A 14,547-nucleotide genomic window follows, 5' to 3' on the forward strand; every position below is an offset into this window, starting at 1 on the left:
GGTGGATGAGGTCGGGGGCGGTCAGACCGCGTTGCCCCGGCTGAGGTCGAAGCGGTCCCGGAGCAGGACCAGCAGGGCGGCGGCGAGTGCGGTGACCGCCGCCGACACGCCCTGCCCGGCCGCGGTGAACGGGGCGAGCGGGCCGTCCCCGCCGGCCCGGGCGGCGTCCGCCGTGAGCAGCAGCGCGATCCAGCCGCCGCCGACGAGGGACGGGCCGAGCACCGGGCCGAGCCGGGCGGTCAGCGCGAGTCCGGTCGCGGTGAGCGCGAGGGCGGGCAGCAGCCAGGCCAGGGCGTACAGCCCGTACCCGGGCAGGGCGAGCGTGGCCAGTCCGTTGAGGCCGAGCCCGGCGCCGAGCACTGCCACCGTGCGGATCATCAGCAGCCGGAAGCCGTGCGTCGGGGCGACGACCGCCATCTCGTACGTCGGGTCCAGCGCGGGCCCGTACGACAAGGCGACCCCGGCGAGCGGCAGCAGCGGTGCGAGGGCGAGGAAGAGGGCGGGGGAGCCGCCGGTGCCGTGACCGGCGGTGACGGCCACGGTGAGCAGGAGGACCGCAGTGACCGCGCCCAGCCAGGAGCGGCGCAGCGCCGGGGTGGCGACGAGCAGCCGCGCGGTGTGGTCGGCGATGCCGAGCCGCAGCAGCAGCGACTCCAGGAATCCGGTCCTGGGTACGTCCAGTTCGGCGTCGAGCCGGTCCCATCCGGCGTCGAGGGCGACCGGGTCGCTCACCTCGGCGAGGACGGTGCGGCAGTGCGCGCAGGCGGTGAGGTGGGTGTCGGCCGACCAGAGCACGGGCGGCTCCAGGTCACCTTGCGCGTACGCCCGCAGGTCGTCTTCGGACACGTGCCAGCCCGTCGTTCCGTACGTCATGCCAGCGCCTCCCGGAGTTGCCTGCGGGCCCGCATCGCCCGCGTCTTGACCGTGCCCGGCGGGATGCCGAGCAGGACGGCGGCCTCACGGGTGGTCAGCCCGTCGACGACCGTCGCCTGGAGCACCGCGCGCAGTTCTGGTGACAGCCGGACCAGCGCACCGGCGAGGTCCCCGTGCTCCACCCCCGCGAGCACGCGGTCCTCCGCCGAGACCTCGTCCCGGTGCCGCAGCCGCGCCAGCGTCTGCCGCAGCCGGCCCCGCGCGCCGGCGCCGCGCAGGGCGTCGACCAGCCGGCGGGAGGCGATCCGCCACAGCCAGCCGGCCGCGTCCCCGTCCTCCCGGTACCGCGCGCTCCCCCGCCACACCGCCAGGAACGTCTCCTGCACGACGTCGTCGACGATGCCCGCGTCGGCGCACCGGCCGCGCATCCGGGCGGTCAGCCACGGCGCGTACCGCCGGTACAGCTCCTCGAAGGCGCGCCGGTCCCCGTCCGACGCGACGGCGCGCAACAGCTCCCCGTCGCTTCTCGTTTCGCTCACATCCCCCTCATCGGACGACCCCCGCCGTTCGGTTCGGGGGAGCGCGATTGACTTTCCCACCGTCTTGCAACCCCCTTTCACTGCTTAAGTAGTGAAAGGGGGTTGCCGAGTGGTCGACTACCGGATCGACCGGCGCAGCGGCGTGGCCACCTACGTCCAGATCGTGCAGCAGACCAAACAGGCCCTGCGCCTGGGCCTGCTGGAACCCGGCGACAAGCTGCCCACGGCCCGCGAGGTCGTCGAGGCCACCGCCGTGAATCCCAACACCGTGCTGAAGGCCTACCGCGAACTGGAACGCGAGGGGCTGGTGGAGGCCCGGCGCGGCCTCGGCACCTTCGTACGGCGTTCCCTGGGCGCCACCCCCGCCGACTCCCCGCTGCGCGCTGAGCTGGAGGACTGGGCGTCCCGGGCCCGCGAGGCCGGTCTCGAACGGGAGGACGTGGCCGCGCTCTTCACCGCCGTACTCGAAACGCACTACCCCACGCACCCGAAGACCCCCCAGGGAGACCCGTCATGACCGGCCCGGCCATCGAGGCGGACGCGCTCGGCAAGCGCTTCGGCCGGCGCGCCGCCCGGGCGCTGCGCGACTGTTCCTTCCGGCTGCCCGCCGGCCGCGTCTGTGCCGTCGTCGGCCCCAACGGTGCGGGCAAGTCCACGCTGCTCGCGATCGCCGCCGGGCTGCTCGCCCCCACCGACGGCACGATCACCGTCCTCGGCACCGACCCGGCGTCGGCCCGCCCCCGGGTGGGCTTCGTCGACCAGGCCAAGCCGCTGTACCCGCAGCTCACGGTCGACGAGACGCTGCGCATGGGCGCCGATCTGAACCCCGGCCGCTGGGACGCGGACACCGCGCGGCGGATCGTGGCCGGCGGCGACCTGAACCCGGGGAAGCGGATCCGCGCGCTCTCCGGCGGCCAGCGCACCCGCGTGGCCCTCGCGCTCGCCCTCGCCAAGCGGCCCGAACTGCTGCTCATGGACGAGCCGATGGCCGACCTCGACCCGCTGGCCCGGCACGAACTGATGGGCGTACTGATGGGGCAGGCCGCCGCGCACGGCACGACGATCGTGATGTCCTCGCACGTCGTCGCCGAGCTGGAGGACTCCTGCGACCACCTGCTGCTGATCGGCGGCGGCCGGGTCCGGCTCGTCGGTGAGATCGACGACCTGCTGGCCGCCCACACCCGCGTGTCCGCCCCGGCGGAGACCGAGCCGGCCCCGCACGACGTCGTGGAGTCCCGCACCACCGGCCGCCAGGTCAGCGCGCTGATCCGCCCGGCCGGACCGCCGCCCGGCGACTGGCGCACCGTCGCACCGTCCCTGGAGGAGCTCGTCCTGTCCTACCTGCGCAACCCCGGCGCCCCCGCACTCACCCCGGCGCCCGACACCACGGAGACCGCCGCGTGACCGCCATCCTGACCACCGCCCCGTCCGAGACCACCACCGGCCCCGCCCACGCGCCCCGCCAGCTGCGCTGGCTGATACGGCTGCACCGCCCCGGCCCTCCTCGCCGGTGCGGTACTCGTGCTGCTGACCGGTGCGGGGCTGCTGTGGCTCGGCGGTCCGCTCGCCGACGCCTCGGCGACGGCCTGGAAGCAGTACAACGCCTGCTCCTACGACGAGAACTGCTCCTACGACCAGGACGCCATCCTCCGCTACAAGGACGTGTACAACTACACGACCTACGCCGTGCTCGCCGTGCCGTTCCTGGTCGCCGCGTGGGCCGGCGGCTCGCTCACCGGCCGTGAGATGGAGTCCGGCACGGCCCGCCTCGCCTGGACGCAGGGCGTCTCCCCGGCCCGCTGGCTGGCCTCCCGGCTCGCTTTCCCGGCCGCACTGACCCTCGCGGCGACCGGCCTGCTCGCCCTGCTGCACCGCCTCGCCTGGACCGCGGCCGAGGGCCGCGTCGACACCGCCCTGTCGTGGGACCACTACCCCACCTTCTACGCCAACGGCACCGTCCCGGTGGCTCTCGCCCTCGCCGGGCTGGCCGCGGGCGTCCTCGCGGGGCTGCTGCTGCGCCGTGCGATGGCCGCGCTCGCCGCGGCCGCCGTCGTGCTCGGGGCGCTGTGGGCGGCCGTCCACGCCGCCCTGCCGCAGCTGTGGCCCGCGGTCACCAGGGTGAGCAGTCTGCGGGACGGCCCGACGGGGGACGGCATCTGGGTCGGGCAGGGTGTGGTGACCGCCGACGGCGACCGGCTGGCCGCTCCTTGCTACACCAGCATGATGCCCGGCTGCGAGGCGAGCCTGTCCGACGTGCACGCCGTCGGCTTCTACCGCGACCTCCACCCCGCCGCCCACTACTGGCCGCTCCAGCTGGTCGCCTCCGGCATCGTGCTCGCCGTCGCCGCACTCCTGGCCTACGCGGCCTTCCGCCTCCTCCGCCACCGCACCCCCTGACACCCACGTCCGTACGTCCCTCCCGGGGGGGGAGGGACGTACGGCTCCCCGCGCCGGACCCCGCACCCCCGCGAGCCGCCGCCCGATATCCCGGACGTCATGTCTCCGTAACCGTCGATTCAGACAGGCTTGCGACGCTCGGCCAATGAATCCCGCTGTGCCAGAGGCTTCGCCGCCCCGAAGGGTGAACGGGGGGAACGGGGACGCCCCAGGGCCCCCACCGCTCCCACCCGCGTTTTCCGACGCGCCCGTGACGCCGGTGGCGCGGAACAATGGGGTCATGAGCCAGCCCAGCACCCAGGCACAGGTACAGCACCCGCAGCCCTCCGTGGGCTCCATCGCCGCCCACCGCCCGCACACCGTGGCCGGAACGGTCTCCGACCTGGAACCCGACATCGACGCGGACCTCGACGGTTACGAGGAGTCGGTGGCCGACGGCGCCACCCCGCTCCCGCAGGGCCGTTTCCTCGACCGGGAACGGAGCTGGCTCGCGTTCAACGAACGCGTCCTCGAGCTCGCCGAGGATCCCGCCACCCCGCTACTGGAGCGCGCCAACTTCCTCGCGATCTTCGCCAGCAACCTGGACGAGTTCTTCATGGTCCGCGTGGCCGGACTGAAGCGCCGCATCGCCACCGGTGTCGCCACCCGCTCCGCCTCCGGTCTCCAGCCGCGCGAGGTGCTGGAGATGATCTGGGCCCGCTCCCGCGAGCTGATGGCCCGGCACGCCGCCTGCTACCACGAGGACGTCGCCCCCGCGCTCGCGGAGGAGGGCATCCACCTGGTCCGCTGGAACGAGCTGACGGAGAAGGAGCAGGCCCGCCTGTTCACCCTCTTCCGGCACCAGATCTTCCCGGTCCTCACCCCGCTCGCGGTCGACCCCGCGCACCCCTTCCCGTACATCTCCGGCCTGTCGCTGAACCTGGCCGTGGTGGTGCGCAACCCGGTCACCGGCCACCGGCACTTCGCGCGGGTCAAGGTGCCGCCGCTGCTGTCCCGCTTCCTGGAGAGCTCCCCCGGCCGGTACGTCCCCATCGAGGACGTCATCGCCGCACACCTGGAGGAGCTGTTCCCGGGCATGGAGGTGCTGCAGCACCACGCCTTCCGGCTCACCCGCAACGAGGACCTGGAGGTCGAGGAGGACGACGCGGAGAACCTGCTCCAGGCGCTGGAGAAGGAGCTCATGCGGCGCCGCTTCGGACCGCCGGTGCGCCTCGAGGTCGAGGAGTCCATCGACCGCGAGGTGCTGGACCTGCTGGTGCGCGAGCTGAAGGTCGGCGAGGCGGAGGTGTACCCGCTGCCGGGCCCGCTCGACCTCACCGGTCTGTTCCGCATCCACGGCCTGGACCGGCCCGAGCTGAAGTACCCGAAGTTCATCGCCGGCACGCACCGCGACCTCGCGGAGGTCGAGTCGGCGTCCCAGCCCGACGTCTTCGCCGCCCTGCGCAGCCGGGACGTGCTGCTGCACCACCCGTACGACTCGTTCTCCACCTCCGTGCAGGCGTTCCTTCAGCAGGCCGCCGAGGACCCCGACGTGCTGGCCATCAAGCAGACCCTGTACCGCACTTCGGGCGACTCCCCCATAGTCGACGCGCTGATCGACGCCGCCGAGGCCGGCAAGCAGGTGCTGGTCCTGGTCGAGATCAAGGCGCGTTTCGACGAGCACGCGAACATCAAGTGGGCGCGCAAGCTGGAGGAGGCCGGCTGCCACGTCGTGTACGGCCTGGTCGGCCTGAAGACCCACTGCAAGCTGTCCCTGGTGGTCCGTCAGGAGGGCGAGACGCTCCGGCGGTACAGCCACGTCGGCACCGGCAACTACCACCCGAAGACGGCCCGCCTCTACGAGGACCTCGGGCTGCTCACCGCCGACCCGCAGGTCGGCGCGGACCTCTCCGACCTGTTCAACCGGCTCTCCGGCTACTCCCGCCGCGAGACCTACCGGCGCCTGCTCGTCGCCCCCAAGTCCCTGCGGGACGGTCTGGTCTCCCGCATCGACAAGGAGGCCCAGCACCACCGTGCCGGGCGGCCCGCCTACGTCCGCATCAAGGTCAACTCGATGGTCGACGAGGCCGTCATCGACGCCTGCTACCGGGCGTCGCAGGCGGGCGTACCGGTCGACATCTGGGTGCGCGGCATCTGCGCGATCCGGCCGGGCGTGGCGGGCCTGTCGGAGAACGTGCGGGTACGGTCCGTCCTCGGCCGCTTCCTCGAACACTCCCGCGTCTTCGCCTTCGGCAACGGCGGCGAGCCCGAGGTGTGGTTCGGCAGCGCGGACATGATGCACCGCAACCTCGACCGCCGTATAGAGGCGCTGGTACGGGTCACCGACCCCGCGCACCGGGCGGCTCTGAACCGGCTGCTGGAGACCGGCATGTCGGACACCACCCAGTCCTGGCACCTCGCCGCGGACGGCGAGTGGACCCGGCACGCGACGGACGCGGACGGCCAGCCCCTGCGCAACGTCCAGGAGATGCTCATAGACGCCCGGAGGCGCCGGCGTGGCACAGCTACACCCTGACCCGACGGACCCCACGGCCCTGGCCGGTTATCTGCGGGCCCAGGCGACCGAATTCCTCCGCGCGCTGCGCCTCCACCGGGAGACCGGTGCGGGCGCGGCGGCGTCGGAGGGTTCCGTCGAGGCGGCCCGCGCGCTGCGCCGCGCGGCCCGCCGCGTCAGCGCGAGCCTGCACACCTTCCAGCCGGTCCTGGACCCCGACTGGTCGGAGGCGATGCGCCCCGAACTGGCCTGGGTCTCCGGCACCCTGGCCCTGGAACACGCCTACGCCTCCCGCCTGGACCAGCTCCTCCTCGCCCTCCACCGCCTGTCGGGGGCATCGCCCCGCACACCGGTCCCGGCCGCCAGGACGCTCGCCGCGGCCGCCGACGGCGAGAAGTCCCCGCAGGGGCCACCCGCACCCGGCCACGAGACCCGCACGGGCGGTGCGGGCCGGAACGGCTTCCCGGCCGAAGGCGAAGCCGAGGCCGAACACCGCACCGCCACGGCGACCGCCCCCGGAGGGCCCCGCACCGCCACGGCCACCGCCCCCGGAGCGCCCCGCACCACCACGGCGACCGCCCTCGGAGGGCCCCGCACCACCACGGCCACCGCCCTCGGAGGGCCCCGCACCACCACGGCCACCGCCGACCGCAAGGTCACCACCCCCGACCGGGGAAACCTGACCGTCGGTGCCGCCAAGGCCGGCGCGCTGCTGGACCGCCAGCTGACCCTGGCGAGGACCCGGGCGCACTCCACCGCCCTGCAGGCCCTCGGCTCCTCCCGCTTCCACGCGATCGCCGACAAGGTCGCCGTACTCGCCAGCGAGGTCCCCCTCTCCCCGGCGGCGGCAGCCGGCGCCGACCTCCGCCCGCTCGCCGACGCCGCGCGCGAGCGCCTCACCGACGCCGTCGCCGCGCTGCCCCTGCTCACCGCGGGCAGCCCGTACAACGCCGAGGCGCTGATCCACGGGCTCTCCCCGGACCCCGCCCCGCATCCGCAGGACGCCCCCTGGCACCAGGTCCGGCTCCTCCTGCGCCTGCACCGCTACGCCCTGGAGGTCCTCCACGCCGACCCGGACCCGGCCCTCCTCGCCGCCGGCGAGGCACTGGACCGGCACCGTGACGCCTCCGAGGCCGCGGCCGCCGCCGCGCAGGCGGCCCGCACCCCGCGGATCGCCCCGGCCACGGCGTACGCGCTGGGTGTGCTCCACGCCGACCAGCGGCATGAGGTGGAGGCGGCGCGGTACGCGTTCCAGCGGGTCTGGCGGAAGGAAGCCGCCGGCGCGTTAGAGGGAGGCACCCGGTGAGCACCCCGCACTCCGAGCACACGCACACGCACGCACCGCACCGCACCCTCACCGTCCAGGCCGCCGGCTGCGTCCTGTGGCGCCGCTCCCCCGTGACCGGCGAGCTCGAGCTCTGTCTCGTGCACCGGCCGAAGTACGACGACTGGTCCTGGCCCAAGGGCAAGCTCAAGCCCGGCGAGGACCCGCTGGCCGGTGCCCTGCGCGAGGTCGCCGAGGAGACGGGCCACACCGCCGTCCCGGCCGCCGAGCTTCCCAGCGCGCACTACCTGGCGAACGGCCGCCCCAAGCGGGTCCGCTACTGGGCGGCCGAGGCCGTCTCCGGCGCGTTCACCCCGAACGACGAGGTCGACCGCATCCTGTGGCTCTCCGCCGACGAGGCCCGACGGCACCTCACCGAGGCCCGTGACCGGGCCCTCGTCGACGCGCTGATGCGGTCGTTCGCACACATGTAGCGACATGGCGAGCGCCGGGCGACGGAGGAGCGGAGGAAGGCCGTCGCCGCGGAGACGGAGCGCGAGGCCGCGACGGTCCGGCGGGCGCTCGATGTCCTGGGCCTCACAAAGGGCGCGGCACGGCGCGGCATACCGCGTACGCCACGGGTCTCCAGGACGGGATCGGCCCGTGTCCTCGACGTAAGCGTTCCGTGACCTCACCGCACCGTCCGCAGGGGTTCACCCCACGTTCATTTACGCCCATCGGCAGCTTCACCTGATCTGCCTAATTTCGGCCTTACCGATACGGAGCGCAGCCCGAAAGCGCGTCTGTATCACCCAGGCTTGTTCGTCTTCAACGCCACTCCTCGCACGCCGCCGAATTCAGGACGGCGGCTCCTGGAAGGAACTCCCTTAAGTGAAGCTTCAGCGCAAGAACCGGCGGGCCCTCGCTCTCGGTGCTCTCGCCGTCTCCGGCGCCCTGGCCCTCACGGCGTGCGGCTCCGACGACACTGGTGACAACGGCAGCGGCGATGCCACCACGAGCACGCAGGCCGGCAACATCAAGTGTGACGGCGCCAGTGGCCAGCTCCTCGCCGACGGCTCGTCCGCGCAGAAGAACGCGATCGACGCGTGGGTGAAGCAGTTCGCCGCCGCGTGCAAGGGCGTTCAGATCAACTACAAGGGTGGCGGCTCCGGCGCCGGCATCACCGCGTTCACCCAGGGCACGGTCGGCTTCGCCGGCTCGGACTCCGCGCTGGACCCCGAGGAGATCACCGCCACCAAGGAGGTCTGCTCCGGCGGCCAGGGCATCGACCTGCCGATGGTCGGCGGCCCGATCGCCGTGGCGTACAACCTCGAGGGTGTCGACAACCTCGTCCTGGACGCGCCGACCCTGGCGAAGATCTTCAGCGACAAGATCAAGAACTGGAACGACCCGGCGATCGCGAAGCTGAACCCCGACGCCAAGCTCCCCGACCTGAAGATCCAGGCGTTCCACCGCTCCGAGGACTCCGGCACCACGGACAACTTCACCAAGTACCTGATCAAGACCACCCCGGAGAACTGGAAGTACGAGGGCGGCAAGGCCTGGACGGCCCCCGGCGGCCAGTCCGCGTCCGGCTCCTCCGGTGTCGCCCAGCAGGTCAAGCAGACCAACGGCGCGATCAGCTACATGGAGCTCTCCTACGCCAAGGGCTCCTCCGTGGTCGCCATCGACACGGGCGCCTCCGAGCCCGTCCAGGCCTCGGTCGAGGGTGCCACCAAGGCCATCGCGGACGCCAAGGTCGTCGGCACCGGCAAGGACCTGGCCCTGGAGCTGAACTACGCCACCAAGGCCGAGGGCGCCTACCCGATCACCCTGGTCACCTACGAGATCGTCTGCGACAAGGGCAACAAGGCGGAGAGCCTGCCGACCGTCAAGGCGTTCCTCAACTACATCGCCAGCGAGGACGGCCAGCAGGTCCTCGCCGACAACGACTACGCCCCCATGCCCGACGAGATCATCACCAAGGTCCGCAGCACCATCGCCGGCCTGAGCTGACCCGAGTGTGCGGCCCGGTCCCCGCGGGGCCGGGCCGCACCGTCCGGTGCACCGCCGCCAGGAGCCCCGCGCACAGCGGGGCGCCGCAGACCGGAGAACCCGATGGACATAACCACCAAGACACCTCCTCTCCCACCACAGCCGACCGTGGCCGAGCAGAAGCGCACCGTCCGCGGCGCCACCCGTCCCGGAGACCGCGTCTTCCTCGGTCTCGCCCGCGGCTCGGGCATCTTCCTGCTGGTGATCATGGCCGCCATCGCGGTCTTCCTCACCTGGCGTGCCGCCGTCGCCATCAGCAAGAACGAGGGCAACTTCCTCACGACCTTCGAGTGGAACACCGGCGGCACCGAGCCGGTCTTCGGCATCGCGGTCCTGGCCTACGGCACGGTCGTCTCCTCGGTCATCGCCATGGTCATCGCGGTCCCGATCGCCGTCGCCATCGCGCTGTTCCTCACCCACTACGCCCCGCGCAGGCTGAGCGGCCCGATCGCCTACGTGATCGACCTGCTCGCCGCCGTACCGTCCATCGTGTACGGCCTGTGGGGCGCCCTGATCCTCGTACCGCACATGAACGGCCTCTTCGGCTGGCTGAACGACTACTTCCGCTGGACCGGCATCTTCTCGTGGGAGGAAGGGCCGGCCCGCTCGATGCTCACCGTCGGCATCCTGCTCGCGATCATGATCCTGCCGATCATCACCAACGTGAGCCGTGAGGTGTTCCGGCAGGTCCCGCGGATGAACGAAGAGGCCGCCCTGGCTCTCGGCGCCACGCGCTGGGAGGTCATCCGGATGTCGGTGCTGCCCTTCGGCCGTTCCGGTGTGATCTCCGCCTCGATGCTCGGCCTCGGCCGCGCGCTCGGCGAGACGATGGCCGTCGCCACCGTGCTCTCCCCGGACTTCCTGATCCACGGCAGCCTGCTCAACGCGGGCGGCGGCACCTTCGCCCAGAACATCGCCAGCAAGTTCGGCGAGGCGGACGAGTTCGGCCGTGACGCGCTGATCGCCTCCGGTCTCGTCCTGTTCGTCATCACCCTGCTGGTCAACGGCGCGGCCCGCATGATCATCGCCCGCCGCAAGGAGTACTCGGGGGCCAACGCATGAGCACCACGACCGTCCAGCACCCGAGCACGCTCCAGGGCGCCCGGCTGCCGAAGTGGTCCCCCTGGGCCATCGCCGCGGGTTCGCTCGCCGTCTCCATCGGCCTCGGCCTGGCCACCGGCATCGAGAGCAGGGTCCAGTGGGGCCTGATCGCCGCGCTGCTCTTCGTCCTCGGTACGTACTTCATCGCCGCCGGCGTCGAGGGCAAGCGCCAGGCCAAGGACCGCGTCGCGACCTCGCTGGTCTGGGTCGCCTTCCTGCTCGCCGTGGTGCCGCTGGTCTCCCTGGTGTGGACGACCGTCTCCCGCGGTGTGAAGGTCCTCGACGGCTACTTCCTGAGCCACTCCATGGGCGTCGTCGCCGACACCGAGCCCGGCGGCGGCATCTACCACGCCATCATCGGCACCGTGGAGCAGGTCGGCATCGCCACCCTGATCGCCGCGCCGATCGGCGTGCTCACCGCGATCTACCTGGTCGAGTACGGCCGCGGTCACCTGGCCCGCGCCGTCACCTTCTTCGTCGACGTGATGACCGGCATCCCGTCGATCGTCGCCGGTCTGTTCATCCTCAGCCTCCTGCTGATCTTCGACCTGGGCTTCTCCGGCTTCGCGGGCGCACTCGCCCTCGCGATCCTGATGATGCCGGTCGTGGTCCGCTCCACGGAGGAGATGCTCAAGCTCGTCCCGAACGAGCTGCGTGAGGCGTCCCTGGCGCTGGGCGTGCCCAAGTGGCGCACCATCCTGAAGGTGGTCCTGCCGACGGCGGTCGGCGGTATCACCACCGGTGTGATGCTGGCGGTCGCCCGTATCGCCGGTGAGACCGCACCCGTCCTGCTGCTGGTGTTCGGCAACCCGTTCATCAACAACGACCCCTTCGACGGGGCGCAGGCGTCGCTGCCGCTGTACGTCTACCAGCAGTACGCGAACAGCGCGGGTTCGGAACCGGCGTACGACCGTGCCTGGGCCGCGGCTCTCACCCTGATCGCCTTCGTGATGATCCTCAACCTCGCGGCCCGCGGCATCGCCCGCTGGAAGGCCCCGAAGACCGGTCGCTGACGCGGCCATACAGCGACCGATCGCAAGACTTTCCCGAAAGAAGCAGTGATTTCCATGGCCAAGCGCATCGATGTCAGCGGCCTCAACGCCTACTACGGCTCGTTCCTGGCCATCGAGGACATCTCGATGACCGTCGAGCCCCGCTCCGTGACGGCCTTCATCGGCCCGTCCGGCTGCGGCAAGTCCACCTTCCTGCGCACGCTCAACCGCATGCACGAGGTCACCCCCGGCGGCCGGGTGGACGGCAAGGTCATGCTCGACGACGAGAACCTTTACGGCGTCGGCATCGACCCGGTGTCCGTGCGCCGCGAGGTCGGCATGGTCTTCCAGCGCCCGAACCCGTTCCCGACGATGTCGGTCTACGACAACGTGGCGGCGGGCCTGCGCCTGAACGGAAAGTACAAGAAGTCCCAGCTGGACGACGTCGTCGAGAAGTCCCTCAAGGGCGCCAACCTCTGGAACGAGGTCAAGGACCGCCTGAACAAGCCGGGCTCCGGCCTCTCCGGCGGCCAGCAGCAGCGTCTGTGCATCGCGCGGGCGATCGCGGTGGAGCCGAAGGTCCTCCTCATGGACGAGCCCTGCTCCGCCCTGGACCCGATCTCCACCCTCGCCATCGAGGACCTGATCGGCGAGCTGAAGGAGCAGTTCACGATCGTCATCGTGACGCACAACATGCAGCAGGCGGCGCGTGTCTCCGACCGCACCGCCTTCTTCAACCTGGCGGCCGTCGGCCAGCCCGGCAAGCTGATCGAGATCGACGACACGGAGCGCATCTTCTCCAACCCGTCGGTTCAGGCCACGGAGGACTACATCTCCGGCCGCTTCGGCTAGACCGTGGAACTCCTCGCGGTGCTGCATGGCGGTGCCACCGCGAGGCACAAAAGGGCCCGCCCCCGGCTCCCGGGGGCGGGCCCTTTCACGTACCTGCATAGCCGCGGGCAGTCGTGCCGCTGGGGCGGCACGGGTGGGCGCGACGGCGCCCGGCAAGCGCCGGCCAGCGAAACCCACCCCCGCCCAGCAGGCACCGGGGTCGGCTGAGCCGGGGGGTGTCACGCAGCCCGGCGTGAGCGGGGTGCCGTCGCGCCCACCCCCTCCCCCATCGCCCTGCGGCACGACTGCCCGCGGCTACGCGACACGATTGCCCGCGGAGTACGGCGGCACGGCTACAGCACAGCCAGATTCACCAGCCCGAACGACAACGCGGCCACCGCAGCCGCCGCCGGCATGGTGATGAACCACCCGAGAACGATGTTCTTGGCCACCCCCCACCGCACGGCGTTGACCCGCTTCGTCGCCCCCACACCCATGATCGCCGAAGTGATCACATGCGTCGTGGAGATCGGCGCGTGGAACAGGAACGCCGACCCGAACATGATCGACGCACCCGTCGTCTCCGCGGCGAACCCCTGAGGCGGATCAAGCTCGATGATCTTCCGCCCCAGCGTCCGCATGATGCGCCACCCGCCCGCGTACGTCCCCGCGGACAGCATCACCGCACAAGCGATCTTCACCCACACCGGAATCGGATCGCCGTAGTCCTCGACATCCGCGATGACCAGCGCCATCACCACGATGCCCATCGTCTTCTGCGCGTCCTGCAGACCGTGTCCCAGCGCCATCCCCGCCGCGGAAACGGTCTGCGCGATCCGGAACCCCCGCTTGGCCTTGTGCGGATTGGCCCGCCGGAAGATCCACAGGATCACGGTCATCACCAGGTACCCGGCGAGCAGACCGACGACCGGCGACACGAACATCGGGATGACGATCTTGTCGACCACCCCGTCCCAGTAGACGGTCGTCCCCCCGGCCAGCGCGGCCCCGACCATGCCCCCGAACAGCGCGTGCGACGACGACGACGGCAGTCCGAAGTACCAGGTGATCAGGTTCCAGACGATCGCCCCGACCAGCGCGGCGAAGAGGATCCCCATCCCCTTCGACCCCTCGGGTGTCTGGATCACCCCCTCACTGACGGTCTTGGCGACCCCGGAGCCCATGAACGCGCCGGCGAGGTTCATCACGGCCGCCATCGCCAGCGCCGCCCGGGGCGTCAGCGCCCGCGTCGACACGGACGTGGCGATCGCGTTCGCCGAGTCGTGGAAGCCGTTCGTATACGTGAAGAAGAGCGCGACGCCGATGGTCACGACCAGAGCGAAGGTGTCCATGAAGTGCTCAGGACTCCTTGACGGCGATGGTCTCCACCGTGTTCGCCACGTGCTCGAAGGCGTCGGCCGCTTCCTCCAGTACGTCCACGATCTGCTTGAGCTTCAGCACCTCGATCGCGTCGTACTTGCCGTTGAAGAGGTGGGCCAGCAGCTTGCGGTGGATCTGGTCGGCCTGGTTCTCCAGCCGGTTGACCTCGATCCAGTACTCGGTGAGGTTCTCCATGGTGCGCAGGTGCGGCATGGCCTCCGCGGTCAGCTCCGCCGCCCGCGCCAGGACCTCGATCTGCTGCTCGACACCCTTGGGCAGCTCCTCGACGTTGTAGAGGACGACCAGGTCGACGGCCTCCTCCATGAAGTCCATGATGTCGTCGAGGGAGGACGCCAGGGCGTAGATGTCCTCACGGTCGAACGGCGTGATGAACGAGGAGTTCAGCTGGTGGAAGATCGCATGCGTGGCGTCGTCACCTGCGTGTTCCGCGGCCCGCATACGCTCTGCGATCTCGGCCCGGGCGGAGGGGTCCGCCCCGAGCAGTTCCATCAGGAGTTTCGAGCCCGTGACGATGTTGTCCGCGGACGCGGCGAACATGTCGTAGAAGCTCGTCTCCCTGGGGGTCAGACGAAAGCGCACGTGGGGTCCTCAGTGAGCATC

13 protein-coding genes and 1 pseudogene are annotated in these 14,547 nt (G+C 71.4%); 10 read left to right on the forward strand and 4 right to left on the reverse strand.

Features of this window, described 5'->3' with window-relative positions; all coding sequences use genetic code 11:
- Positions 1 to 21 precede the first annotated feature (21 nt).
- Complete coding sequence (locus ACF1DX_RS20395) at positions 22 to 873, reverse strand: zf-HC2 domain-containing protein (protein ID WP_391792555.1); 852 nt, start codon at positions 871 to 873, stop codon at positions 22 to 24.
- Positions 870 to 1,412, reverse strand: coding sequence for an RNA polymerase sigma factor (locus ACF1DX_RS20400; protein WP_391792556.1), 543 nt, complete (start codon positions 1,410 to 1,412; stop codon positions 870 to 872). Before ACF1DX_RS20400 ends, ACF1DX_RS20395 begins: the two co-directional genes overlap by 4 nt.
- A gap of 109 nt (positions 1,413 to 1,521) precedes the next feature.
- Here ACF1DX_RS20400 and ACF1DX_RS20405 point away from each other — a divergent pair, with 109 nt between their 5' ends.
- From ACF1DX_RS20405 to pstB, 10 genes and pseudogenes are all read left to right on the forward strand, one after another.
- A complete protein-coding gene (locus tag ACF1DX_RS20405) occupies positions 1,522 to 1,929 on the forward strand; it encodes a GntR family transcriptional regulator (RefSeq protein ID WP_391792557.1) in 408 nt (135 codons plus the stop codon).
- Positions 1,926 to 2,420: pseudogene (locus ACF1DX_RS20410) on the forward strand (ATP-binding cassette domain-containing protein); the annotation flags it as partial. The gene ACF1DX_RS20405 and the pseudogene ACF1DX_RS20410, both read left to right, overlap by 4 nt.
- A 513-nt stretch (positions 2,421 to 2,933) precedes the next feature.
- On the forward strand, positions 2,934 to 3,809 hold the full coding sequence (locus tag ACF1DX_RS20415) for an ABC transporter permease (protein WP_391792558.1): 876 nt from the start codon (positions 2,934 to 2,936) through the stop codon (positions 3,807 to 3,809).
- A 280-nt stretch (positions 3,810 to 4,089) separates the two neighbouring features.
- On the forward strand, positions 4,090 to 6,324 hold the full coding sequence (locus ACF1DX_RS20420) for an RNA degradosome polyphosphate kinase (RefSeq protein WP_391792559.1): 2,235 nt from the start codon (positions 4,090 to 4,092) through the stop codon (positions 6,322 to 6,324).
- Positions 6,305 to 7,609 (forward strand): CHAD domain-containing protein, encoded by a 1,305-nt coding sequence (locus tag ACF1DX_RS20425; RefSeq protein ID WP_391792560.1) that lies wholly within the window; start codon positions 6,305 to 6,307, stop codon positions 7,607 to 7,609. The genes ACF1DX_RS20420 and ACF1DX_RS20425 overlap by 20 nt, the downstream gene beginning before the upstream one ends.
- Positions 7,606 to 8,061 (forward strand): NUDIX hydrolase, encoded by a 456-nt coding sequence (locus tag ACF1DX_RS20430; protein WP_391792561.1) that lies wholly within the window; start codon positions 7,606 to 7,608, stop codon positions 8,059 to 8,061. The genes ACF1DX_RS20425 and ACF1DX_RS20430 overlap by 4 nt, the downstream gene beginning before the upstream one ends.
- Positions 8,062 to 8,458: 397 nt before the next feature.
- Positions 8,459 to 9,583, forward strand: coding sequence for a phosphate ABC transporter substrate-binding protein PstS (pstS, locus tag ACF1DX_RS20435; RefSeq protein ID WP_391792562.1), 1,125 nt, complete (start codon positions 8,459 to 8,461; stop codon positions 9,581 to 9,583).
- 102 nt (positions 9,584 to 9,685) lie between these two features.
- The gene (gene pstC / locus ACF1DX_RS20440) at positions 9,686 to 10,684 is read left to right on the forward strand and encodes a phosphate ABC transporter permease subunit PstC (protein ID WP_391792563.1); all 999 of its coding nucleotides are present in this window, start codon (positions 9,686 to 9,688) and stop codon (positions 10,682 to 10,684) included.
- Positions 10,681 to 11,736, forward strand: a complete 1,056-nt coding sequence (gene pstA / locus ACF1DX_RS20445; RefSeq protein WP_391792564.1) for a phosphate ABC transporter permease PstA — start codon at positions 10,681 to 10,683, stop codon at positions 11,734 to 11,736. The genes pstC and pstA overlap by 4 nt, the downstream gene beginning before the upstream one ends.
- A 54-nt stretch (positions 11,737 to 11,790) precedes the next feature.
- Complete coding sequence (pstB, locus tag ACF1DX_RS20450) at positions 11,791 to 12,567, forward strand: phosphate ABC transporter ATP-binding protein PstB (protein WP_391792565.1); 777 nt, start codon at positions 11,791 to 11,793, stop codon at positions 12,565 to 12,567.
- Positions 12,568 to 12,899: 332 nt separating this feature from the next.
- Here the strand turns inward: pstB and pitH are convergent, their stop codons facing one another.
- Both pitH and ACF1DX_RS20460 read right to left on the reverse strand, forming a co-directional pair.
- Positions 12,900 to 13,898: a low-affinity phosphate transporter PitH gene (gene pitH, locus ACF1DX_RS20455; protein ID WP_391792566.1), complete on the reverse strand. Its 999-nt coding sequence runs from the start codon at positions 13,896 to 13,898 to the stop codon at positions 12,900 to 12,902.
- A 7-nt stretch (positions 13,899 to 13,905) separates the two neighbouring features.
- Complete coding sequence (locus ACF1DX_RS20460) at positions 13,906 to 14,526, reverse strand: DUF47 domain-containing protein (RefSeq protein WP_290001794.1); 621 nt, start codon at positions 14,524 to 14,526, stop codon at positions 13,906 to 13,908.
- Positions 14,527 to 14,547: the final 21 nt, after the last annotated feature.

Source organism: Streptomyces sp. NPDC014676 (genome assembly GCF_043084105.1).
Classification (GTDB): domain Bacteria; phylum Actinomycetota; class Actinomycetes; order Streptomycetales; family Streptomycetaceae; genus Streptomyces.

What these genes read in the sequence shown, in the direction of transcription:
- pstB (WP_391792565.1), top strand. Translation starts at nt 11,791, where the DNA reads ATGGCCAAGCGCATCGATGTCAGCGGCCTCAACGCCTACTACGGCTCG.
- pstA (WP_391792564.1), top strand. Translation starts at nt 10,681, where the DNA reads ATGAGCACCACGACCGTCCAGCACCCGAGCACGCTCCAGGGCGCCCGG.
- pstC (WP_391792563.1), top strand. Translation starts at nt 9,686, where the DNA reads ATGGACATAACCACCAAGACACCTCCTCTCCCACCACAGCCGACCGTG.
- ACF1DX_RS20395 (WP_391792555.1), bottom strand. Translation starts at nt 873, where the DNA reads ATGACGTACGGAACGACGGGCTGGCACGTGTCCGAAGACGACCTGCGG.
- pitH (WP_391792566.1), bottom strand. Translation starts at nt 13,898, where the DNA reads ATGGACACCTTCGCTCTGGTCGTGACCATCGGCGTCGCGCTCTTCTTC.
- ACF1DX_RS20420 (WP_391792559.1), top strand. Translation starts at nt 4,090, where the DNA reads ATGAGCCAGCCCAGCACCCAGGCACAGGTACAGCACCCGCAGCCCTCC.